Source organism: Ruegeria sp. YTSC199 (genome assembly GCF_059609725.1).
This window is the reverse complement of record NZ_JBXWMF010000005.1, coordinates 25,029-47,833: the sequence shown is the minus strand read 5'-3', so window position 1 is coordinate 47,833 and position 22,805 is coordinate 25,029. Positions and strand designations below refer to the sequence as shown.

Here is a 22,805-nt window from a genome sequence, read left to right as displayed (position 1 = left end):
CACGCCGCAAAATGCGCTGTTTTCAATGGATGTTTGTCTAGATTTGTTCGGATTTTCTGCAAATGCATAGTGCGCTGTTATGGCAGCTATGCACGGGTGGCGTAGCTAAGCGCTGCGGTTTATATTATGTCGAAGCAAAGTGACCCAAAGTCAGGAAAGCCGACCGTGCGTGATCTGAAGATCCCCGAACAACGTCATCCCGAAAAGGCGCATCGCCAGGACAATGCGCAGCCGAAGAAGCCGAAATGGATTCGCGTGAAGGCTCCGGGTGGGAAAGGGTATGCCGATACCCACAAGATCATGCGCGAGAACAACCTCGTGACCGTCTGCGAAGAAGCCGGATGCCCGAATGTCGGTGAGTGTTGGAGCCAGGGTCACGCCACCATGATGATCATGGGCGAGATCTGTACTCGTGGCTGTACCTTCTGCAACATTGCGACTGGTCGCCCCGACGATCTGGATGCGTTCGAACCCGGGCGGGTGGCGCATGCGGTGCAGAAACTGGGGTTGAACCACGTGGTCATCACCTCGGTGGACCGGGATGATTTGAAAGATGGTGGGGCGGAGCATTTTGCCCAGACCATCCGCGCCGTGCGTCATCGCTCGCCGAAGACGACAATTGAAATTCTGACGCCGGATTTTCTGAAATGCGATCCATCGGTGTTGGAAGTTGTGGTCGAGGCCAAGCCGGACGTGTTCAACCACAACCTCGAAACCGTCCCCGGCCTGTATCTCGAAGTGCGCCCCGGTGCGCGCTATTTCCACTCGCTGCGCCTGTTGCAGCGGGTCAAGGAAATGGACCCGTCGATCTTTACCAAATCGGGTATCATGGTCGGCCTGGGGGAAGACGAACAGCAGGTCCGGCAGGTCATGGATGACATGCGCGCCGCCGATATCGATTTCCTGACCATTGGCCAATATCTGCAGCCGACGCCAAAACACCACGGCGTTGATCGCTTTGTCACGCCCGAAGAGTTCGCGTCTTACGAAAAAGCGGCCTTTGGCAAGGGATTCCTGATGGTGTCTGCAACGCCTCTGACGCGGTCGTCCTATCACGCGGGCGACGATTTTGCCCGTTTGCGCGATGCCCGTCAGAAAAAGCTGGAGCAAGGGTGACACCAGATACAATCGCCCGGCTGACCCGACTGCGCCAAGAATTGCATCAATTTCCTGAGGTTTCCGGGCAGGAGGAACAAACCGCTGCCCGGATCGCAGATGAGTTGCGCGCCCGTGGTGCCGATCAGGTACTGACGTGTATCGGCGGGCATGGTGTGGCGGGCGTCTTCGACGGCCGTCAAGCCGGTCCAACCGTTGCTATTCGGTGCGAGTTGGATGGATTGCCGATTCTGGAAATCTCTGACGCGGCTTATGCCTCGCGCTCTCCGGGCAAGGGGCATCTGTGTGGGCATGATGGCCACATGACGATGGTTCTGGGTGTGGCCGAGCATCTGGTTCACACCCGCCCGCAAACAGGCCGTGTGGTTTTGATTTTCCAACCGGCCGAGGAAACCGGGCAAGGGGCCATCGCATTTCGCGCTGACCCAAAATTCGCGGAAATCGCGCCTGACTTTGTGTTTTCTCTGCACAACTTGCCGGGATTGACCCAGGGTGAAGTTTTGCTGTGTGAAGGACCTGCCAATTGTGCTTCGCGCGGGATGAAGATTGTTTTGACAGGCAAGACGTCACACGCGGCAGCGCCACAGGATGGGATATCTCCAGCGGGCGCGCTGGCGTCCCTGATGCCGCAATTGGCGGGGTTGGGAAAGGGTGGTTCATTGGACGCCGACTTTGCCCTGACGACGGTGACACATGCAAACTTGGGAGAGTCGACCTTTGGCGTCGCCCCTGGGCAGGCCGAATTATGGGTGACCCTGCGCACCGTCGCGGACGCGCGGATGCAGGACCTGATGAACGAGGCAGAGGCGTTGGTAGCGCGGGCTGCATTGGATCAGGGGTTGGGTTTTGAGATCAGCTATGAGGATGTTTTTGAAGCTTGCGTGAACGCGCCCGAGGCTGTCGATATCCTCAGCCAGTCTTGTATCGAAACAGGCGTGCCCTGCGCGTTGACGTCCAGCCCGCAGAAGTTCTCGGAAGATTTCGGGCAGTTCGGCAACGGCGCCAAGTCCGCGATGTTCTGGCTTGGCTCGGGGGTGGATCACCCACAATTACACAACCCGGATTACGATTTCCCGGATGCCCTGATCCCGGTCGGAACCGGGATATTCCTGGCAGCGATTCAACAGGTGTTGGGCCCGCTTAGTCCTCGGTAAAGCGCACCTTGCCGATGAAAGGTAAGTTGCGATTGCGCTGCGCGTAGTCGATTCCATACCCTACGACAAATTCGTCCGGAATTTCGAACCCGATCCAATCTGACCGGAAATCAACCTCGCGCCGACTGGGCTTATCCAACAGGGCGATGGATCTCAGCCGCGCGGGTTTACGGCTGCGCATCAGCTTGGTCACGTGGTTCAGCGTGTGTCCGGTGTCGACGATATCCTCGACCACCAATACATCGCGCCCTTCAATTGCGCCGCGCAAGTCCTTGAGAATGCGAACTTCCCGGCTACTCTCCATCGAATCTCCATAGGAAGACGCCTCAAGGAAATCCACCTCGATCGGCAGATCCAGTTCACGTACGAGGTCTGCGATGAAGACGAAACTGCCACGCAGCAGGCCAACCACCACCAGCTTGTCGGTGTCGGCGAATTCGGTACTGATTTCGCGGCAAAGTTCCTCGATCCGGGCAGCAATGGCCTTGGCCGAGATCATCTCATCTATCACATATGCACGGTCGCTCATCGCTGCCCCCTTGATCTTTGGCGCGCAACATACGAAATCACGCGCCATTGTCACCTGTTAAAACCGGACGCCATGCCTACTCATTCGGAAACCCGCCACCTGCCGTACACGGCGCAGCAGATGTACGACCTGATCGCGGATGTGGCGAAATACCCCGAGTTTCTGCCCTGGTGCGCAGCCGCTCGTATCCGCCGGACCTATGCCGCCGGTGAGGCGCAGGTGATGGAGGCGGATCTGGTCATTTCCTTCAAGGTGTTCCGCGAACGTTTCGGCAGCCGGGTGACACTCTTCCCGGATCAGATGAAGATCGACACCGAGTATTTGGACGGCCCCTTCAAATACATGAAGTCCGACTGGCAGTTCGAGGACGCGTTCGAAGGGGGCTGCAACGTATCCTTCCACGTTGACTTCGAATTCAAGAACGCCATCCTGCAGGGCATCATTGGTGTCGTCTTCAACGAGGCCATGCACCGCATCGTTCAGGCGTTCGAGAGCCGTGCCGCGGATTTGTACAGCTAGGTCTTTACCCGTAAACGGCGCACGCTAAACTGCGCCCATGAGCGATTTTTCCACTTCTCTGGCTGCGTTCGCAGCTGGGTCTATCGAGACGACATTGCAGACGCGAGTCGTCACCTCTCTGTCCGTTCTGGACTGGATCACCGTGGGACGCGCCGGGGTCGAGGAGCCGGTATCAAAAGCCGTGCGTGATCTGGTGCTGAGCGAGGACGGCAAGGCACAGGCGCATCTGTTTGGCGGCGGCGCTGCTCCGGTGCGCGGTGCGGCTTTGGTGAACGGCACCGTGTCGCACGCACTGGACTATGACGACACCCATTTCGCCCATATCGGGCACCCCTCGGTTGCTGTATTGCCCGCCGCATTGGCGTTGAGTGAATGGGACGACCGCATTCTCGTTGATTTTCTCGAGGCTGCGCTTGTGGGGATGGAAGTTTCGATCCGCATGGGCCTGTGGCTCGGGCGCGACCACTATCAGGCGGGGTTTCACCAAACCGCGACGGCGGGTGCGTTTGGTGCAGCCGTTGCAGCGGGCCGCATTCTGGGCTTTGACGCCGAGCAGATGCGCAAAGTGTTAGGTCTGACGACGACTCGTGCGGCAGGGCTCAAGGCCCAATTCGGCACGATGGGCAAACCGTATAACGCGGGTCTTGCGGCCTCAGCCGGGGTGGAAGCAGCCTTGCTGGTCGAAAAGGGCTTCGATCCCAACGCGGAGGCGTTGGAGGGGCTTTACGGGTTTGGTGCGACACACAGTGGTGAGGGTGATGCGCCGACCGCTTTGGCCGGGCTGGGCGAGGAGTGGTTGTTCGAAAGCGTCAGCCACAAGTTCCACGCCTGCTGCCATGGCCTGCATGCGGCGCTTGAGGCCGCGCGTGATCTGGACATCGCAGAACCCGAGGTGGCCGAAATCAAGATCAAGACCCATCCGCGTTGGATGAGTGTGTGCAATCAGATGTCTCCTACCACCGGTTTGGGGGCCAAATTCTCGTACCGGACGGTGATCGCCATGCAGGCGCTTGGATATGACACGGCGCTGCCGGGCAGCTACACGGACAAGATTGGCGCAGACCCGCGGGTTAAGTCCCTGCGGGACCGGGTGTCAGTCGTGGCAGATGACTCCCTGTCGGAAACGCAGGCACACCTGACCCTGTTGCGCCGTGACGGTGCCCGACTTGAGGCGACGCATGACCTGATGGCCCCGATGAGCTTGTCGGACCGTGAAGACCGAGTTCGTGGGAAGGCCACCAAGTTGATCGGTGTTGAAGAAGCGGACACGATCTGGTCGATGCTGCGCACCGGTGGTCGCGCCCGCGATCTGGCTGCAAGACTGGCGGGTTAGACCACGCGCCAGTGCAGCGGGAAGCCCGGGTCAAAGACGGTTACCGGACCATCTCCGGTTTCGATCTTGCCTGGGTAAACGACCGGCTCGCCCTTAGTCAGGGTGATTGTGTCCTCGTTCATTGGCAGGCGGTAGAAGGCCGGGCCGTTCAGCGAAACGAAACCTTCCAGCTTGTCCATCGCGTTTTCATGATCAAACATCTCAGCCACCAGAGACATGGTGTTTGTCGCCGTGAAGCACCCGGCACAGCCACATGCCATTTCCTTGTTGTCATCCGTGTGCGGTGCACTGTCGGTGCCCAGAAAATACCGCGCGTCGCCCGATGTAGCAGCGGCCAGCAGTGCCAGCCGGTGCTCTTCGCGCTTGGCGACGGGCAGGCAGTAATAGTGCGGTTTGATGCCGCCAACCAGAATGTGGTTGCGGTTAATGATCAGATGGTGGGCAGTGATGGTCGCGCCCAGATCGGTTTCGTTGGCCTTCACGTAGTCCACACCGTTGGCGGTCGTGATGTGCTCCATCACCACGCGCAGGCCCGGTGTCGCCTTGCGGATCGGGTCCAGAACGCGGTCGATGAACACTGCTTCACGGTCGAAGATGTCGATCTCTGCGTCGGTGATCTCGCCGTGGACACACATTGGCAGACCGATCTCGGCCATCTTTTCCAGCACCGGACGCACCTTGTCGAAATCCCGAACGCCCGAGGCCGAGTTGGTTGTCGCACCCGCCGGATAGAGCTTGACCGCCTTAACCAGTCCGCTGGCATGGGCCGCGGCTACATCGTCCGGATCTGTATCCTCGGTTAGGTACAGTGTCATCAATGGCTCGAAAGCCATGTCTTCGGGCAGCGCGGCCATGATCCGGTCGCGATAGGCAGCGGCCTGATCGCCGCGTACGACGGGCGGTACAAGGTTGGGCATGATGATCGCGCGGGCAAAATGGCGCGCGGTTTCGGGCAGGACGGCCTGCAACATTGCGCCATCGCGCAGGTGCAGATGCCAGTCGTCGGGGCGGCGGATCGTGATGCTTTCGGTCATGGCGCCTCCGCTATCACACAGGTCGCCGCCGGAAAAGACCTTGTCAACGCGCCGGATCGCCGTAAGTCCCGGAAAGGCCATGGTCTTGACGCGCGCGCGCTGCCGTGACCTGTTGTGCCGAGGGAGAATTGCAGATGACACAGCCAGACACCATTGATGCGGTTCGGAAAATGCTGGGCGCGCAGGGTTATGTCTGCGGGCGGGCGCTGGCCACCGTAGTCTTCCTGTCGCTGAAACTTGGCCGCCCTCTGTTTTTGGAGGGTGAGGCGGGTGTCGGCAAAACCGAGATCGCAAAAGCACTGGCCGCAGGGTTGAACCGGCGCCTGATCCGGCTTCAATGCTACGAGGGGCTGGATGCGTCTTCGGCTGTGTATGAATGGAACTTCCCGGCGCAGATGGTGGCAATCCGTACGGCTGAAGCGTCAGGTGGCGCGGATCGTGGCGCGCTGCAATCCGAACTGTTCTCGGACGAGTACCTGATTGAGCGCCCTTTGCTTCAGGCCATGCGTCCGGATGAAAACGGCGCACCGGTCCTGTTGATCGACGAACTGGACCGTACCGACGAACCCTTCGAGGCTTTCTTGCTTGAGGCGCTCAGCGATTTTCAGGTGACCATTCCCGAACTGGGCACCGTTACAGCCCCGGAACCGCCCATCGTCATTGTCACTTCGAACCGCACGCGCGAGGTGCACGACGCGCTGAAGCGCCGCTGCCTGTATCACTGGGTCGACTATCCAGATTTTGACCGCGAGATCGAAATCCTGCACGCCCGCGCCCCTGAAGCCGCCGAGGCACTCAGTCGAGAGGTGGTGGCCTTTGTTCAGCACCTGCGTACCGAGGACCTGTTCAAGAAACCCGGCGTGGCTGAAACCATCGACTGGGCTAAATGCCTACTGGCGCTGGACGTGATCAACCTCAGCCCCGAAGTGATCGGCGACACGCTGGGCGCGATTCTGAAATACCAGGACGACATCCAGAAACTGCAGGGATCCGAGGCGAAACGGATTCTTGACGAGGCCAAAGCTGAATTGGATGTCGCATGACATTTTTTCGCTCAACCGGGGCTAAAGAACTGAAGTTGGTGAAAGAAAGCGGTTGGACTTCCTGGCCACTCCGGTTGCCCGATCAGCCAATCTTTTATCCGGTTACTACCTATGACCGTTCAAAGAAGATTGCGCGGGGCTGGAATTCGGTGCTGCCTGAACCGGAAAACTACGGCTTCGTGACCGAGTTCAAAGTCGGCCAGAACGCCGTGCAAAGATATCCAGTTCAGGATTCCGGGGAAAAGGCGCACACAGAACTCTGGGTTCCTGCCGAAGACCTGAAGTGGTTCAACACTCAAATTCACGGTCGATTCCGAGTGGTGGCTTGCTGCAGGAATGGCCAACGCGTATCGATGACACAGCATACTCTGTCTGCCGCCGGTATCTGATGCTGGGGCTGTTGGAAAACACTCCGGGGGATTGGGGGCAGCGCCCCCATAAAACCTGATGGCAGAACAACTCCCACTGGACATTCCCGACAACCCCAAACTCGCGCAGAACATCACCCATTTCGCGCGGGCCTTGCGCAAGGCTGGATTGCCTATCGGAACGGGGCGGGTTGTTGATGCTATTCGGGCCGTGCGGGCCGCCGGGTTCACGGAAAAGCGAGATTTCTACTGGACGCTCCACGCCTGTTTCGTCAGCCGCCCCGAGCATCGGACGGTGTTCGCGCAGGTCTTCCGCATGTACTGGCGCGACCCACGCTACATGGAGCACATGATGTCCATGATGCTGCCCGCCATCCGTGGCGTGCAGGAGGAACGCATGGCCGACCCTGCCGAAAAACGCGCGGCCGAGGCGTTGCTGGACGGGGTCGAACGCGATCTGCCCGAGGCGGTCGAGCAGGAAGAAGAGACCGAGCTGGAGATTGACGCCTCGCAAACCGCGTCCTCCGAGGAACGGCTGCGCAGTCTGGATTTTGAACAGATGAGCACGGCCGAGATCGCACAGGCCAAGCGTATGCTGGCGCGGTTGACGTTACCGGTAAAACCCATCGCATCGCGGCGCGGGCAGGCCAGCCATCTGGGGCATCGGATCGACCGCGCTCGAACCCTGCGCGCCGCGATGCGTCAGGGCGGTGAACTGCGCGATATCGCGCGCCTGAAGCCCAAACCGCGTTGGCCCAACCTCGTGGTGCTTTGCGATATCTCAGGGTCGATGAGCCAGTACAGCCGGATCATCCTGCATTTCCTGCACTCGGTTTCGAACGCCAAGGGCGCTGGTTGGGCAAAGGTTCATGCCTTCACCTTCGGCACGCGCCTAACCAATATTACCCGTCACTTGCAGCAGCGCGACGTGGATGCCGCTCTGGCCGCTGCCGGTGCGGAGGCGCAAGATTGGGAGGGCGGCACTCGGATCGGAGAGTGCCTGCACGCGTTCAACCGCGACTGGTCGCGCCGGGTCATGGGGCAAGGGGCAGTGGTGCTGGTGATCTCGGACGGGCTGGACCGGGGCGATCCCGCGGCTTTGGGGAAAGAGATGGAGCGGCTACATCTCTCGGCGCGCCGTCTGATCTGGCTCAATCCGCTGTTGCGTTGGGACGGATTCGCGCCCAAGGCGCAGGGTGTGGCGGCGATGCTGCCGCACGTGGACAGTTTTCGCGCGGGCCATTCAATTGCATCTTTGAAGGATCTCGCTGCCGTCATTTCACAACCCGACGACGTAGGAGAGAAAGCGCGGCTGATGACCGCGCTTTCGGAGTGATTAGCCACCCACCTGTTCTTCGTTACACTTGCGCGCCATTTCCATGGCCTTGTAGGTGCCGGTCAGATCGACTGTGAAGGCAAATTCCTTCTCGGGGAACACGACCATGACCTTCTGCTTGGCGATGTCCTCGGCGAACTGAGGGTCGTCGGACAGAACATAACCGCCGGAATAACCTTTGGTTATGTTACCCTTCATGCCGGTGGCTTCGCCCAGATAGATGTTGTCGCCCAGCAGGATTGCCACGGCCTCTTTCTCGCCGCGTTTGATGTCTGTCTTGGCCTTGGTGAACACACCCACATAGCCAACGCTGCGGTCTTCGGTCAGCCCCATCTGAACCACGTTTTCAGCGTCGTCTACCGCCTCGATCAGGCAGGACTTCTTGTCCTGGTCGATGAAGACCTTCCATCCCTCGACTTCGCCGTAACGCAGGAAAGTGTCCGCGCTAACTGCGGTCGACGCCATTAGTCCAATTGCCATTCCGAGTGTAAAAATGCGTTTCAACTCTCTGTCTCCCTTGTGTAAAATTAATATGCGCATACTGGAATGCACCAGTTGCGCGTGTAGGCTAGAATCAGGGCTGCTGACAATCAATCCTTTGCTTAAGCTGGGGGAAATCGCGCTTCTTCGTGCCGAAGCTCCGATTTTTTGGGGGCTGCTCATTACGCGTCGAGGCATGGGTTCCTTTTCATCCCGCCAAACCTGCCTATGTTGGGGCTGAACACTCCGGGAGGGTGCAATGGACAGATTCGACAACAGCCCCGAAACGGCCCTGCGCTGGTACCGCGATGGAAAACCTGTCGCATTGGCCACGGTGGTCGAGACCTGGGGTAGCGCGCCGCGGCGTGTAGGGGCTCAGCTGGTTATTGGGGGTGACGGTCGTATCGAAGGGTCGGTTTCGGGCGGTTGCGTCGAAGGCGCGGTCGTGGTCGAGGCGCTTGAAGCGATCGATGAGGGCGAGGCGCGGCTGTTGGAATTCGGCGTCAGCGACGAGGATGCCTTTGCCGTGGGGCTGGCCTGCGGTGGCACCATCCGCGTTCTGGTCGAACCCGTGGGCAAGGTGCTGCCCGAACCCATGCTGCGGGAACTGGTCGAGTCCCGCGCACGGCGGCAGGCCGTGGCCTATGAGGTGAATATCGAAACCGGTCAACGCGCTCTGCGATACAATGCTTATGCGGACCGGCTGCGCATGGATCGATCCGGATTTGAAGAAGACGGCCAAACCTTCGTTGCGGTGCACAACCCGCCGTTGCGGCTAATCATCGTTGGTGCGGTTCATATTGCGCAAGCTTTGGTGCCAATGGCGCGGATCGCCGGATACGATCCGGCCATCATTGACCCGCGCGACGCCTTTGCATCCAGCGCGCGCTTTCCCGGTGAGACGATCCTGACCGATTGGCCAGATGAAGCCGTTGCCAAGCTGGGGATGGACGCACGGACCGCGGTGGTATTGTTGACCCATGACCCCAAGCTGGATGACCCGGCTTTGCAATTCGCACTGCGGGCCGGAGTTTTCTATATCGGCGCATTGGGTTCGACACGGACCCATGCCAAAAGGGTGGCGCGGATGAAAGAGGCCGGTTTCACTGATGAACAGATTTCGCGCATCCACGGGCCGATTGGTCTGGACATCGGCGCTGCGGACCCTTCGGAAATCGCAGTGTCCATACTTGCGCAAATGACAGCCGTATTGCGGGGTAAAGCGTGAAGTTCGGTCCAGTTCCTGTTGATCAGGCCGCCGGAGCGATACTGGCGCACTCCGTAAAGGCCGGAGAGACCAAACTGCGTAAGGGCCTCTTGCTGACGGCCGAGCATCAGGAGGCATTGGTCGCAGCCGGGTACAGTTCGATCACAGTCGCCCGGCTGGATCCCGGAGATTGCCACGAAGACAGGGCAGCCGGGATGCTGGCCGATGCGCTGGTGCCTAATCCCAATGCAGCCGCCTTGCGGATAACACAACCGTTTACCGGTCGGGTGAACCTCTTGGCAGAGGGGCCTGGGGTTGCGATGCTGGATGTTGCCGCACTTGAGGCGTTCAATCAGGTCAACCCGATGATCACCGTGGCCACCGTGCCGCAACTCCAGCAGATGAGTGCAGGCGGCATGGTTGCGACGATCAAGGTGATTTCCTACGCCGTTCCCGGGGAAGACGTTCTTGAAGTGTCACGACTGGCGAAGGGCGCGATCCGCCTTGCCACGCCCGTATACCGAAATGCCGGGCTGGTTGTCACCGACATTCCCGGCGGGCCACCGAACGAGAAGGGCATCGCCGCTATTCAGGGACGTGTGGAAGCCTTGGGATTGGAACTGGCCGATGTGCGGGTTGTACCGCACCAGACAGAGGCGCTTGCGTCGGCAATCAGGGAAACGCAGGGCGATGTGTTGATGATCCTGACCGGCTCGGCCACCTCGGATGTGTCAGATGTGGCCCCTGAGGCGGTTCGCGCCGCAGGTGGGCAGGTGGATCGTTTCGGAATGCCGGTTGATCCGGGGAACCTGCTGTTTCTTGGGGCTCTGGGCGAACGTCCGGTGATCGGACTGCCGGGATGCGCGCGGTCTCCTGCGTTGAATGGGGCGGATTGGGTCCTGTCGCGCGTGGCCTGCGGTATCGAAACGACCGGCGCGGACATTGCGGCGATGGGGGTCGGCGGGCTGCTCAAGGAAATCCCGACGCGACCGCAGCCAAGGGCAGGGCGCAAGGGATAGCACAGCGGTTATTTGCCTTTCCGGTTCAACGATATAGATGTTGGCGTTTGGCCGAGTGACCGACCAAAACAGTCGCATAATATTTTTGTTCTCAAACAAAAACTCCCGTGTTTAACTCGGCGCAGGGAGAGTTTCATTTTGGGAGGAACATATGACACAGGTCTCAATGACCGTGAACGGGGAATCCGTGAGCGGTGATGTCGAGGGCCGGACACTGCTGTCCAGCTTTCTGCGTGATCACCTGTCGCTGACCGGAACACATGTGGGCTGCGATACCGCGCAATGTGGCGCGTGCGTGGTGCACGTGAACGGTGAGGCGGTCAAATCCTGCAACATGCTGGCGCTTGAGGCTGATGGGGCCGAGGTTGGCACCATCGAGGGGCAAGCGAACACCGATGGTTCGCTGAACGTGATCCAGCAGGCGTTTCAGGATCATCACGGTCTGCAATGCGGCTTTTGCACGCCTGGCATGGTGATGAGCGCTGCGGCGCTGCTGAAAGACAACCCTCGCCCGACCGAGGCCGAAATCCGTAAGTACCTGGAAGGCAACCTGTGTCGCTGCACCGGCTATCACAACATCGTCAAGGCGATCATGGCCGCTTCCGGTCAGGACGTCAGCAGCATCGCTGCCGAATGATGCCACTGCGGGCGTAAGAGGAGAGGCCCGTGGGATGACATAGGGTGCATCAGCACCCGTTTATGGGAGGAGAACAAGCAATGCCCAAAGACAGTGGCATCGGAGCCAGTTCCAAGCGGCGCGAGGACTTGCGCTTTCTGACCGGAGCAGGCAATTACACCGACGACATTAACGTACATGGCCAGGCCTATGTGCATTTTCTGCGGTCCGACATTGCGCATGGCCGGATCAAAACCGTCGACACTTCGGCGGCGGAAGGCATGCCGGGCGTGGTCAAGGTTTTCACCGGCAAGGACTTCGAGGGCGTAGGCGGGATGCCCTGCGGCTGGGAGGTAACCGACAAGCATGGCGCACCAATGCAGGAGCCGCCGCATCCAATACTAGCGCAGGGTAAAGTGCGCCATGTGGGCGATCCGATCGCCGCAGTTGTGGCCAATAGTCTGGAACAGGCCCGCGACGCGGCCGAGGCGATCGATGTGGATATCGAGGAACTGCCCGCCGTGATCGACATGAAGGCCGCCGCGCAGGATGGAGCGACGCTGGTCCATGACGATCTGAAGAACAACATCTGTTATGACTGGCAATTGGGTGAGACCGACGACACCAAGGTGAATGAGGTCTTTGCCAATGCGGCGCACGTAACGACTCTGGATCTGGTCAACAACCGCCTGGTCGCCAACCCGATGGAACCACGCGTGGCGGTGGGTGAGTACAAGCGCGGCACGGATGAATACACGCTGTTTACAACGTCGCAGAACCCGCATGTGATCCGGCTGTTGATGTGTGCCTTTGTTCTGGGCCTGCCCGAACACAAGGTGCGCGTGGTGGCTCCGGATGTGGGCGGCGGCTTCGGCACCAAGATCTTCCACTATGCGGAAGAGGCGTTCTGCACCTTTGCCGCCAAGGCCTGCAATCGCCCGGTCAAGTGGACATCCAGTCGGTCAGAGGCGTTCATGTCCGATGCCCATGGCCGCGACCATGTCAGCAAGATCGAACTGGCGCTGGATGCAGACAACAACTTCATCGGCCTGCGCACCAACACTTATGCCAATCTGGGCGCGTATCTGTCTACCTTCTCCAGTTCGGTACCGACCTGGCTGCATGGCACGCTGATGGCGGGCAACTACAAGACGCCGGTCATTCAGGTGAATGTGAAGGCGATGTTCACGAATACAGTGCCGGTGGACGCCTATCGTGGTGCGGGCCGACCCGAGGCGACCTTCCAGCTAGAGCGCGTCGTGGACAAAGCCGCGCGCGAACTGGGCGTCGACCCGATTGCCCTGCGTCGTCAGAACTTTGTCACCCAGTTTCCCTATGACACGCCGGTGGCGCTGACCTATGACACCGGGGATTACAACGGGACAATGGACAAGCTGGAGGCCGCCGCCGATCTGGCAGGCTTTGCTGCACGCCGTGCCGCAAGTGAAGCCAACGGAAAGCTGCGCGGTCTGGGCGTCAACTGCTATATTGAGGCCTGCGGCATCGCGCCTTCAAACATCGTTGGCATGCTGGGGGCCCGCGCTGGCCTTTATGATGCCGCGACGGTGCGGGTAAACGCCACCGGCTCGATCAGCGTCATGGTCGGCGCGCACAGCCACGGGCAGGGGCATGAAACCGCCTTCCCGCAGGTCGTGGCCGACATGATCGGTATCGACGAGTCGATGGTCGAAATCGTGCATGGCGATACCTCGAAGATCCCGTTTGGCATGGGCACTTATGGCTCGCGATCGCTGGCGGTTTGTGGCTCGGCCATGGTCAAAGCGACAGAGAAGGTGATCGAGAAGGCCAAGCGGATCGCAGCGCATCTGTTGGAGGCGTCCGAGGCGGATATCGAGCTGAAGGACGGCCAGTTCAGCGTGGCAGGAACTGACAAGTCGGTGGCCTGGGGCGATGTAACCCTGACCGCTTATGTACCGCACAACTATCCGTTGGAGGTTGAGCCGGGGCTGGAGGAGACCGCCTTCTACGACCCGGCCAACTTTACCTTCCCCGCTGGGGCCTATGCTTGCGAGGTTGAAGTTGACCCCGAGACTGGTCAGGTCACCATCGAGGCCTTCACTGCAGCCGATGACTTTGGCAATATCGTCAATCCGATGATCGTGGATGGTCAGGTACATGGCGGTATTGGTCAGGGCATTGGTCAGGCTTTGCTTGAGAACTGCGCCTATGACGAGAACGGCCAGCTGCTGAGCGCGTCCTACATGGACTATGCGATGCCGCGCGCCGATGATGTGCCGTTCTATGGTGTAGACCATTCCAGCCAGACGCCCTGCACTCACAACCCGTTGGGCGTGAAGGGCTGTGGCGAAGCCGGAGCGATTGGTTCACCGCCAGCGGTGGTCAATGCGGTGCTGGATGCGCTGAACTCTGGCGGTAAGGCGGTCGATCACATCGACATGCCAGTGAGCCCGTCGCGCGTCTGGGCGGCGATGAACAGCTGAGTGGTTGGGGTGCGAGGGGCCGGCCCCTCGCGCTACCCGGAGTATTTCCAAAAAGATGAAGGGCATCAGATTGCCTTTCGGAAAGGAAGACGAAATGTACAATTTCGAGTTTGAGAAACCCTCGACCATTGCGGACGCGGTTGCCGCTTTGGGGTCCGAGGAAGCGCAAGCGCTAGGGGGCGGACAAACCCTGATCCCGACGCTGAAGCAGCGGCTGGCGGCGCCAACCAAACTGGTGTCTCTGGGCGGAATCGCCGAGATGCAGGGCGTATGCGTCGAGGATGACGGCTCGGTGGCCGTTGGCGGGGCGACGACCCATGCGACCGTCGCCTCCGATGCGGCCAGCAGCTATCCGGCCCTTGCGGCGCTGGCGGGTCAGATCGGTGATCCCGCGGTACGCAACCGGGGTACCATTGGCGGGTCGATTGCCAATAACGATCCGGCGGCCTGTTATCCGGCCGCTGTGTTGGGTTCGGGCGCGACCGTCGTCACCAACGCACGGCAGATCGCGGCGGACGACTTCTTTGAGGGTATGTTCTCCACCGCGCTGGACGAGGGGGAGATCGTCACTTCGATCCGGTTCCCGGTGCCGAACGCGGCGAGTTATCAGAAGTTCCTGCAGCCGGCCTCACGGTTTGCCCTTGTGGGTGCCTACGTGGCGAAGTTTGCCAATGGCGTGCGTGTTGCTGTCACCGGTGCAAGCGAAGACGGTGTGTTCCGTTGGTCCGAGGCGGAAGAAGCACTAAACAAAGAGTTCCGTGCGGATGCGTTGATGGATTTGCGCATCAACCCGGCCAACATGATCGCTGATCTGCATGGCAGCAAGGAATACCGTGCGCATCTTGTCGGCATCATGACCAAACGGGCCGTCGAAGCCTGTTTATGAGACTCAGTGACTGAGAAAAGCCCCGGTCAATGGCCGGGGCTGTTTACGTGCGGCGCAGTCTTGGCGGTTTGGCGGGTTGCCAATAGGCCCCGGTGTCCTCACGCGCCTTTTGATAGGCTTCGATCCGCTGTCGGGCCGCGTCGCCTCCGGCATCGAAGAGGTGGCCCAGCAGGCATTCCAGAACGGCCATCGCTCCGGTGAAACAGGAAAACGGGTACAGGGCGCGGGTGCTGACGGTAAAGGCGACGTCGGGCTCGACCCCCGGGGCGATCACGTCGCTGTCTGAGATCAGGATCAGGCGCAACCCTCTTTGTTTCGCGAACCGCATCGATTGGATGGTGTCCGCGGAATAAGGGTGGACGGTGATTGCGACCAGGCAGTCCTGTTGATCGGCATCCAATAGATCATCGGCGGCTGACCCGATATGACGCGGCACCAGTTGGATGCCCGGGTGCGCCATGCGGCCGGTATAGGAGAAGTAGTACGCCAGCGCGTAGCTTGCGCGTGTCGCGGTGACGAAACACCTGCGGGATGTCGTAATATGCTGGATGGCCTTGCGTGTCTTGTCGGGCTTCATCAGGCGCAAGGACCGGGTGACCACGTTTTGCTCATTCTGGGCCAGTTTGGACTGGATGTTACTGAAGGCGTCCTCGGATTGTAGCGTGTTCAGCCAATCCTGACCCAGTTCGCCTTCCCGATCCGTGACCAAGGCGTTGCGGAACGGGGTGCGGAAGGCTTCGAAACTGTCAAATCCCATGCGCTGCGCAAGCCGGACCAGAACATTCGAACTGACGCCGATCCGGGTGGCCGTTGTACGGATCGGGTCCAGACCGAAATCTCCGGGATGGTCGATGACGTACTTGGCGGCGGCCTGCAGGGCCGATGGCATCCGTTCGATATCCTGACGCAGGCGGTCAGTGATCTGGTTAGGTGCGTATTCCATCGGAAAAGAAAAACAAATGTTATGAAAATAACAAGTAAAAAACGTCACGCACCGTTTTAGATGGCAAGTGTTACCCGAGGTATGAGCATGTCAGACACGAGAATAGATAACGAATCTTCCCGACGCCCCTATGTGATGGTCGCCCCAAATGGTGCGCGGCGGGGGGCTTCAGATCACGTGGAATTGCCGATCTCGATTGATCAGATAGCGGACACGGCGCGCGCCTGTTTCAAGGTCGGGGCGCATGGGCTGCATCTGCATGTTCGGGACAAGCAGGGGCGGCACTCGCTGGACGCGGGTCAATACCTTGAAACGATGGCCGAACTGCGTCGGGTCGTTCCGAAGATGGATATTCAGATCACGACCGAGGCTGCCGGCATGTTCGAGGTTTCCGCCCAGTTCGCCTGTCTTGAAAAGGTGCGGCCGGATTGGGCTTCGGTGTCTGTCCGGGAAATCTCGCGGGCGCCCGAATTGGCACCACGAGTGTATGAGTTGTGCGCCGAACAGGGAACGCGGGTTCAGCATATCCTGTACGACCCGGATGACGCCGCCTTGCTGACACAGTGGCAAAAAGCCGGGATTGTGCGGGATGGTCAGGTGGATCGTATTTTGGTTCTGGGGCGGTACACGTCAGGTCAGCAATCCTCACCTCAGGATTTGGATCAGTTTCCCCAAGCCCCATCACCTTGGATGGTTTGTGCCTTTGGTGCGCAGGAACATGCTTGTCTGGCGTATGCAGCCCGGCGGGGCGGAGATGTTCGGGTTGGCTTTGAAAACAGCCTGACCGATCAAAACGGAAAACTCTGGAAAGACAATGCCGCGTCGGTGACGGCGCTTGTTGCCATGTTGGAAGGGACAGTCGAATGAGCCACGTATTCCCACGTCACACGAAATCAGACCTGCCGGTCGCCGCAGGGGGAGACGGGTGCTATCTGATCGATGCACAAGGCCGTCGGTACCTGGATTGCGGTGACGCCGCCGTGTCCTGCCTAGGCCATTCCAACCCGGCGGTAATCCGGGCGGTACAGGAGCAGGTAGAGAAAATCGCCTTTGCGCATACGGGGTTCATGACGTCGGAACCCGCTGAAGCGCTGGCGGATTTGCTGGTCGAGCAGGCTCCGGGCGATCTGGATCGTGTGTATTTCGTTTCCGGCGGGTCCGAGGCGACAGAGGCGGCAATCAAACTTGCGCGGCAGTATTACCTGGAGATTGGTCAGCCCGAGCGGCGGCACGTGATTGCCCGGCGGCAGAGTTACCACGGCAATACTCTGGGCGCCTTGTCGGCTGGAGGGAACGCATGGCGGCGGGCGCAATTCGCGCCGATGTTGATCGACATGACACATATCGCGTCTTGCTATGAATATGCGGAAAAACCGGACAATGAAGACAGCCATGACTATGGACAGCGCGTGGCAAATGAACTGGAGGCCGAAATCCTGCGGCTGGGTCCTGAGACCGTGATGACCTTCATGGCGGAACCGGTTGTCGGTGCGACTCTGGGCGCGGTACCTGCGGTCGAGGGGTATTTCAAACGCATCCGTGAAATCTGCGACCGGTATGGCGTGCTGCTGATCCTGGATGAGGTGATGTGCGGAATGGGACGTACCGGGCATCTGTTTGCCTGTGATCATGACGGGGTGGCCCCGGACATTCTGTGTATCGCCAAAGGGTTGGGGGCCGGATACCAACCGATCGGGGCGATGATGTGCACAAGCAGGATTTACGAAGCGATCTGCGATGGGTCGGGATTCTTTCAGCACGGTCATACTTATATCGGGCACCCGGTCGCCACGGCTGCAGCCTTGGCCGTTGTGCGCGAACTGACAGAGCGCGAATTACCCGCACGGGCAGGTGTCATGGGTGAAAAACTGCAATCGGTGCTTGAGGCCGCGTTGGGCCAGCATCCGAATGTCGGGGATATTCGGGGGCGTGGCTTGTTCCGCGGGATCGAATTGGTCGCGGATCGGGACACCAAATCGCCGTTCGATCCAGCACTCGGATTGGCGGGTAAGATCAAAAAGGCCGCATTGGCCGAAGGACTGATCTGTTACCCGATGTCAGGCACCCGCGACGGACGGTTGGGCGATCACATCTTGCTGGCGCCACCGTTCATCATCGAAGAGGCGCAGATTGACGAGTTGGTTGGCAAGCTGAGCAAGGCAATATCAGCTGTGATTTAGCAGACCAGAAAAGAAAAGCCCCCTCACTTGAGGGGGCTTTGAATCTTGGGGTATTATGGACCCTATTTCTGCGGCAGCGGCCCGATCATCATGATCATCTGACGGCCTTCCATCTTGGGCATGTTTTCGATCTTACCCAGATCCTTTATGTCCTCGGCTACGCGTTCCAACAACTCGCGGCCCAGATTTTGGTGCGCCATTTCACGACCACGGAAGCGCAGGGTAACTTTGACCTTGTCACCGTTTTCCAAAAACTTGAACACGTTCCGCATTTTGACGTCATAGTCATGGGTGTCGGTGTTGGGTCGGAATTTGACCTCTTTCACTTCAATGATTTTTTGTTTCTTGCGGGCTTCGCTTTCGCGTTTCTGCTGTTCGTATTTGAACTTGCCGAAATCCATGATCTTGCAGACGGGCGGGTTCGCATTGGGCGAGATTTCAACCAAATCAAGTCCGACATCGGCGGCCATCTGCATTGCTTTGGCGGGATGAACCACCCCGACGTTTTCACCTTCGGCGCCGATCAGGCGAATTTCGGGGGCACGGATCTTTTCATTGACGCGCGGGCCAGTGTCTCTCTGCGGCGGCGCGTTGTGAGGTCTGCGGGCTATGGGTTCATTCCTTTGATAATTGCAGAAATTCGAGCCCGGAATTTAGACTGCTGCGCGTCCTGATTCAAGCGCCAACCTTGCCGAAAGGGCTCAATTAATCAGGTTTAACAGCAGGTTTATGCGCGAGCCGTGGCCATTCCAGTGGCCCGCGCGAATTTATCAGCCGACAAAGGCTTTTTCGATCACGAATTCCTTGGGCTCGGAATTGGCACCTTCGCGCAGACCGAACTCTTCCAGTATGGCCTTGATGTCTAGGTTGAAGGCCAGTGAACCGCAGACCATGGCGCGGTCGGTTTCCGGCTTGATGCCGCCCTCTATGCCCAGATCGGCAAATACGGTGCCGTCTTTCAGCAGGTTGGTGATGCGGCCCATCTTGGGGCTGTCTTCCCGTGTGGTGGTCGGGTAATAGCGGATCTTGTCGGCAAAGCCTTCACCCATCAGTTCGGCCAACATTTCATCCTGGCGGATGCTATCGATCAACTGACGGCCATATTCCAGCTCCGCCACTTCGCGGCAGGTGTGGGTGATGATGACCTCGTCATAATCCTCATAGGTCTGCGGCTCGCGCAGCAGCGAAGCGAAGGGCGCAAAGCCGGTACCAGTGGCGAAGAACCACAGGCGTTTGCCGGGCAGCAAGGCGTCGTGGACCAGCGTGCCAACGGGCTTGGGGCGCAGGATGATCTGATCGCCCGGCTTGATGTGCTGGAGTTTCGAGGTCAATGGGCCGTCCTGCACCTTGATCGAGTAGAACTCCAGCTCTTCGTCCCAAGACGGCGAGGCAATCGAATAGGCGCGCAACAGCGGTTTGCCGTTGTCGCCCAGCAGACCGATCATCACGAACTCGCCCGAGCGGAACCGCAAGGACGCAGGGCGCGAGACCTTGAAGGAGAACAGGCTGTCGGTCCAGTGTTTGACGTCCGTTACGGTCTGGGCGTCGGGCAGGACGGGGGCCTTTACGGCGGTTGCTTCGGTCACGGGCTTCATCTCTGTCATCGTTTCACTGCCGGTCTGCTAAACCGACATCTCCGTTTAAGCTTTGATCCACATCAGGAAAAGGGACAGATTGCCCCTTTCCTTAATTTAAGCTGGCTGTTGTCGGTCTTAGCCGCGCAGGCGGGCCTGATAGCTGTGGTCTTTCCAGTTGGCGCGGGCTAGCCATTGATCTTCCGGTTGACGGGCGGCCAGAGCATCGTCGATCTCGACTTCGTCAAATCCGCTGCGGCGCGCCATGGCATATTGATCTGCCAGAATGTGCCCTTTGGCGCGTAAACGGCCGGTATAACCTTTCAGGCGCAGTACACGTGCGATTGTAAAGCCACGACCATCGGCTGAGGACGGAAAGTCCACGCGCACCATCTGGGCATTGCCCAGGCGGTCAATCAGCTCATCCGGGTCAATGTCCGAGGCCACATCCAGCGCGACCACATCGTTGGCTGCGTCTTCCAGCGTCACAAATCCGTCGGTCCAGTCATCAGGGGCAAACCCCGTATCCGATACGATTACGTTCATGTTTTCTCTCCGGCGCGCACCATCTTGCCATCGACAAAATGTATGCCGCATTCTTCTTTGTTCTGATCGCGCCAGCGTCCGGCGCGGGGGTCTTCGCCCTCTTTGACCGGCGAGGTGCAGGGCGCACAGCCGATCGAAGGGTATCCTTTGGCCACCAGCGGGTGCCGGGGCAGGTTGTTTTCGTCCATATAGGCGCGCACGTCCTCGGGCGCCCAATGAGCCAGCGGGTTGACCTTGATCCGGCCTGTGCCGTCCTCGACCTCAAAGAAGTCGAGCGTGGCGCGAGTGCCGGACTGGAACCGTTTGCGACCTGTGATCCAGCCGTCATACCCAGCCAGAGCCCGCTGCAGCGGGAAGGTCTTACGCAGATTGCAGCACGCATCCATGTCCCGCAGACGCAGCGCGCCATAGGGGTCGTCGCGCTGCAAGTCTTCATCATCGGCGCGGATGACGTGAACATTTTTCAGGCCCAGACGTTCGCTGACCTCCTGCTGGTATTCCAGCGTTTCGGTGAACAGCATCTGCGTGTCCACAAACAGCACCGGGGTCATCTTGTTGACCACCGCCGCCATGTGCAGCAACACAACCGATTCCGCACCAAAGCTGGAGACCAGAGCAAGCTCTTCGATCTCCTCCAATGCGCCATGCATGACGTCATGGGCGCTGTGGTGGCGGAACTGGGCGTTAAGCGCCTCGACCTTTTCGGTTAGTTCGCTTCGGTCTTTGCCCAGTTCCGTTTGGATCAGGTCAAGCGGCATTGGCCTGCGCCTCGGGGTAGAGCGCCGCCTTGAACGGCGCCATGCCTACCCGACGATAGGTCTGCAGGAAAGTTTCCTCGCTGCTTTCGCGTTGCTCCAGGTACGTGTCGACGATGCGTTCCACTGCGGGCACAATCTCGTCATAGGCAAAGCCCGGACCGGTGCGATCGCCGATGGCAGCCGTCTCGGTACCGTCGCCACCCAGAGTGATTTGATAGTTTTCGACGCCGGCGCGGTCCAGACCCAGAATACCGATATGGCCGACATGGTGGTGACCACATGCGTTGATGCAGCCCGAGATCTTGATCTTAAGGTGGCCGATATCATGCTCCAGCTTCAGGTCTTCGAAGCGGGTCGCGATTTCCTGAGCCACCGGGATCGAGCGGGCGGTCGCCAGCGCGCAATAGTCCATGCCAGGGCAGGCGATGATATCGCTGATCAGGCCGATATTGGCGGTGGCCAGTTCGTATTCCTTCAGCTTCGCGTGGATTGCGGGCAGGTCCGATTTGTGAACATGCGGCAGGATCACGTTCTGCTCATGGCTGATGCGCAGTTCGTCATAGGCGAACTCTTCGGCCAGATCGGCCATCACGCGCATTTGCTCGGCAGTTGCATCGCCCGGTGTCTGGCCGTGCTTTTTGATCGAGATCGTGACGATCGCGTGGTCAGCATTCTTGTGCGGCGCAATGTTGGTGTCGACCCACGAGCGGAAGACTGGATCGTTGGTGTAAGCGCCTTCGAACGAAGCAACCGAACCTTCACGGAAAGTTGGCGGGGCGAAGTGGCCCTTGATCTCTTCCAATAGGTTCATGTCTGCGCCCTTGAATTGCGGGCGAACTTTCAGGAAGCGCTCGTTTACCTTGGCACGGATAGCGTCGATGCCATGCTCATGCACGGTGATTTTGATGCGCGCTTTGTACTTGTTGTCGCGGCGACCGATCTGGTTCCAGACGGAAACGGTAGCTTCGAGGTAAGCCAGCAGGTCGTCAAACGCGACGAAATCAGACAGTTCCTTGCCGATCATCGGTGTACGGCCCAAACCGCCCCCAACGATGACGCGAGCACCCAGAACGCCGTCACGCTCGACCAGTTGCAGGCCGATATCATGCGCCTTGATCACGGCACGGTCGTCTTCCGAACCGGTGATTGCGATCTTGAACTTACGCGGCATGAACTGGAATTCCGGGTGGTCGGTCGACCACTGGCGCAGCAGTTCAGCATAGGGGCGCGGATCGGCGACCTCATCCGCAGCGGCACCGGCGAAATGGTCGGCGGTCACGTTACGGATAGTGTTGCCCGAGGTCTGAATGGCGTGCATGCCGACCTCGGCCAGCGCGTCCAGCATGTCCGGCACGTCTTTCAGCTTCGGCCAGTTGTACTGGATGTTCTGACGGGTGGTAAAGTGGCCATAGCCCTTGTCCCACTTTTCAGCCAGCAGAGCCAACTGACGCATCTGCGCGCTGTTCAGCGTGCCATAAGGAATGGCGACCCGCAGCATGTATGCATGCAACTGCAGATACAGGCCATTCATCAGGCGCAGGGGTTTGAATTCGTCTTCGGTCAGCGAGCCGTCAATGCGGCGCTCGACCTGCGCGCGGAACTGCGCGTTACGTTCTGCCAAAAATGCGGTGTCGAACTCGGAGTAGCGATACATGATTAGCTGTCCTTGGTTGCAGCCCCGAACCTTGGGGCCTTGAAGGGG

The 22,805-nt window shown here is 59.4% G+C and carries 23 protein-coding genes; 14 read left to right on the top strand and 9 right to left on the bottom strand.

Annotated features, from left to right (window positions below):
- Positions 1-165 precede the first annotated feature (165 nt).
- Together lipA and AC2FEE_RS06065 are read left to right on the top strand one after the other, a co-directional pair.
- Positions 166-1,116 carry a lipoyl synthase gene (lipA, locus tag AC2FEE_RS06070; protein WP_496863752.1) on the top strand — a complete coding sequence of 317 codons (951 nt, stop codon included), beginning with the start codon at positions 166-168 and terminating at the stop codon, positions 1,114-1,116.
- Positions 1,113-2,270 (top strand): amidohydrolase, encoded by a 1,158-nt coding sequence (locus AC2FEE_RS06065; RefSeq protein WP_496863750.1) that lies wholly within the window; start codon positions 1,113-1,115, stop codon positions 2,268-2,270. Before lipA ends, AC2FEE_RS06065 begins: the two co-directional genes overlap by 4 nt.
- Here AC2FEE_RS06065 and hpt read toward each other — a convergent pair.
- Complete coding sequence (hpt, locus tag AC2FEE_RS06060) at positions 2,257-2,799, bottom strand: hypoxanthine phosphoribosyltransferase (RefSeq protein WP_496863749.1); 543 nt, start codon at positions 2,797-2,799, stop codon at positions 2,257-2,259. The genes AC2FEE_RS06065 and hpt overlap by 14 nt on opposite strands.
- Positions 2,800-2,871: 72 nt before the next feature.
- Between hpt and AC2FEE_RS06055 the strand changes: the two genes are divergently transcribed.
- Together AC2FEE_RS06055 and AC2FEE_RS06050 are read left to right on the top strand one after the other, a co-directional pair.
- Positions 2,872-3,318 (top strand): type II toxin-antitoxin system RatA family toxin, encoded by a 447-nt coding sequence (locus AC2FEE_RS06055; RefSeq protein WP_496863747.1) that lies wholly within the window; start codon positions 2,872-2,874, stop codon positions 3,316-3,318.
- A 37-nt stretch (positions 3,319-3,355) separates the two neighbouring features.
- Positions 3,356-4,651 (top strand): MmgE/PrpD family protein, encoded by a 1,296-nt coding sequence (locus AC2FEE_RS06050; protein ID WP_496863745.1) that lies wholly within the window; start codon positions 3,356-3,358, stop codon positions 4,649-4,651.
- Here AC2FEE_RS06050 and pyrC read toward each other — a convergent pair.
- A complete protein-coding gene (gene pyrC, locus AC2FEE_RS06045) occupies positions 4,648-5,685 on the bottom strand; it encodes a dihydroorotase (RefSeq protein WP_496864024.1) in 1,038 nt (345 codons plus the stop codon). The genes AC2FEE_RS06050 and pyrC overlap by 4 nt on opposite strands.
- A 134-nt stretch (positions 5,686-5,819) precedes the next feature.
- Between pyrC and AC2FEE_RS06040 the strand changes: the two genes are divergently transcribed.
- From AC2FEE_RS06040 to AC2FEE_RS06030, 3 genes are read left to right on the top strand one after another with little or no spacing between them, the layout of a single operon-like run.
- Entirely contained in the window at positions 5,820-6,728 is a 909-nt protein-coding gene (locus AC2FEE_RS06040) for an AAA family ATPase (protein WP_496863744.1), read from the top strand.
- Positions 6,725-7,117, top strand: a complete 393-nt coding sequence (locus tag AC2FEE_RS06035) for an ADP-ribosylation/crystallin J1 (RefSeq protein WP_496863743.1) — start codon at positions 6,725-6,727, stop codon at positions 7,115-7,117. Before AC2FEE_RS06040 ends, AC2FEE_RS06035 begins: the two co-directional genes overlap by 4 nt.
- Before the next feature lie 58 nt (positions 7,118-7,175).
- A complete protein-coding gene (locus AC2FEE_RS06030; RefSeq protein ID WP_496863741.1) occupies positions 7,176-8,432 on the top strand; it encodes a vWA domain-containing protein in 1,257 nt (418 codons plus the stop codon).
- On the opposite strand, the gene AC2FEE_RS06025 is transcribed toward AC2FEE_RS06030, so the two are convergent.
- Positions 8,433-8,936: a hypothetical protein gene (locus tag AC2FEE_RS06025; protein ID WP_496863740.1), complete on the bottom strand. Its 504-nt coding sequence runs from the start codon at positions 8,934-8,936 to the stop codon at positions 8,433-8,435. It abuts the gene before it with no gap.
- Between the two features lie 235 nt (positions 8,937-9,171).
- Between AC2FEE_RS06025 and AC2FEE_RS06020 the strand changes: the two genes are divergently transcribed.
- The 5 genes from AC2FEE_RS06020 to AC2FEE_RS06000 all read left to right on the top strand — a co-directional run bounded on the left by AC2FEE_RS06020 (position 9,172) and on the right by AC2FEE_RS06000 (position 15,102).
- Entirely contained in the window at positions 9,172-10,140 is a 969-nt protein-coding gene (locus AC2FEE_RS06020; RefSeq protein ID WP_496863739.1) for an XdhC family protein, read from the top strand.
- Positions 10,137-11,138: a molybdopterin-binding protein gene (locus AC2FEE_RS06015; RefSeq protein ID WP_496863738.1), complete on the top strand. Its 1,002-nt coding sequence runs from the start codon at positions 10,137-10,139 to the stop codon at positions 11,136-11,138. The genes AC2FEE_RS06020 and AC2FEE_RS06015 overlap by 4 nt, the downstream gene beginning before the upstream one ends.
- A 151-nt stretch (positions 11,139-11,289) precedes the next feature.
- Positions 11,290-11,775, top strand: a complete 486-nt coding sequence (locus AC2FEE_RS06010; RefSeq protein WP_496863737.1) for a (2Fe-2S)-binding protein — start codon at positions 11,290-11,292, stop codon at positions 11,773-11,775.
- An 80-nt stretch (positions 11,776-11,855) separates the two neighbouring features.
- Positions 11,856-14,216, top strand: coding sequence for a xanthine dehydrogenase family protein molybdopterin-binding subunit (locus tag AC2FEE_RS06005; RefSeq protein ID WP_496863736.1), 2,361 nt, complete (start codon positions 11,856-11,858; stop codon positions 14,214-14,216).
- A 94-nt stretch (positions 14,217-14,310) separates the two neighbouring features.
- Positions 14,311-15,102 carry an FAD binding domain-containing protein gene (locus AC2FEE_RS06000; RefSeq protein ID WP_496863735.1) on the top strand — a complete coding sequence of 264 codons (792 nt, stop codon included), beginning with the start codon at positions 14,311-14,313 and terminating at the stop codon, positions 15,100-15,102.
- Between the two features lie 43 nt (positions 15,103-15,145).
- Here AC2FEE_RS06000 and AC2FEE_RS05995 read toward each other — a convergent pair whose 3' ends face one another.
- Entirely contained in the window at positions 15,146-16,045 is a 900-nt protein-coding gene (locus AC2FEE_RS05995; RefSeq protein WP_496863734.1) for a MurR/RpiR family transcriptional regulator, read from the bottom strand.
- Between the two features lie 87 nt (positions 16,046-16,132).
- Between AC2FEE_RS05995 and AC2FEE_RS05990 the strand changes: the two genes are divergently transcribed.
- On the top strand, positions 16,133-16,912 hold the full coding sequence (locus AC2FEE_RS05990; RefSeq protein WP_496863733.1) for a beta-keto acid cleavage family enzyme: 780 nt from the start codon (positions 16,133-16,135) through the stop codon (positions 16,910-16,912).
- Complete coding sequence (locus AC2FEE_RS05985) at positions 16,909-18,225, top strand: aspartate aminotransferase family protein (protein WP_496863732.1); 1,317 nt, start codon at positions 16,909-16,911, stop codon at positions 18,223-18,225. Before AC2FEE_RS05990 ends, AC2FEE_RS05985 begins: the two co-directional genes overlap by 4 nt.
- Positions 18,226-18,287: 62 nt before the next feature.
- On the opposite strand, the gene infC is transcribed toward AC2FEE_RS05985, so the two are convergent.
- The 5 genes from infC to AC2FEE_RS05960 all read right to left on the bottom strand — a co-directional run bounded on the left by infC (position 18,288) and on the right by AC2FEE_RS05960 (position 22,757).
- A complete protein-coding gene (gene infC, locus AC2FEE_RS05980) occupies positions 18,288-18,749 on the bottom strand; it encodes a translation initiation factor IF-3 (RefSeq protein ID WP_496864022.1) in 462 nt (153 codons plus the stop codon).
- 246 nt (positions 18,750-18,995) lie between these two features.
- A complete protein-coding gene (locus AC2FEE_RS05975) occupies positions 18,996-19,829 on the bottom strand; it encodes a ferredoxin--NADP reductase (RefSeq protein WP_480590720.1) in 834 nt (277 codons plus the stop codon).
- 108 nt (positions 19,830-19,937) lie between these two features.
- Complete coding sequence (locus tag AC2FEE_RS05970; RefSeq protein WP_496863731.1) at positions 19,938-20,345, bottom strand: DUF934 domain-containing protein; 408 nt, start codon at positions 20,343-20,345, stop codon at positions 19,938-19,940.
- A complete protein-coding gene (locus tag AC2FEE_RS05965) occupies positions 20,342-21,103 on the bottom strand; it encodes a phosphoadenylyl-sulfate reductase (RefSeq protein WP_496863730.1) in 762 nt (253 codons plus the stop codon). The genes AC2FEE_RS05970 and AC2FEE_RS05965 overlap by 4 nt, the downstream gene beginning before the upstream one ends.
- Entirely contained in the window at positions 21,093-22,757 is a 1,665-nt protein-coding gene (locus AC2FEE_RS05960) for a nitrite/sulfite reductase (RefSeq protein WP_496863729.1), read from the bottom strand. Before AC2FEE_RS05960 ends, AC2FEE_RS05965 begins: the two co-directional genes overlap by 11 nt.
- Between the last annotated feature and the right edge of the window lie 48 nt (positions 22,758-22,805).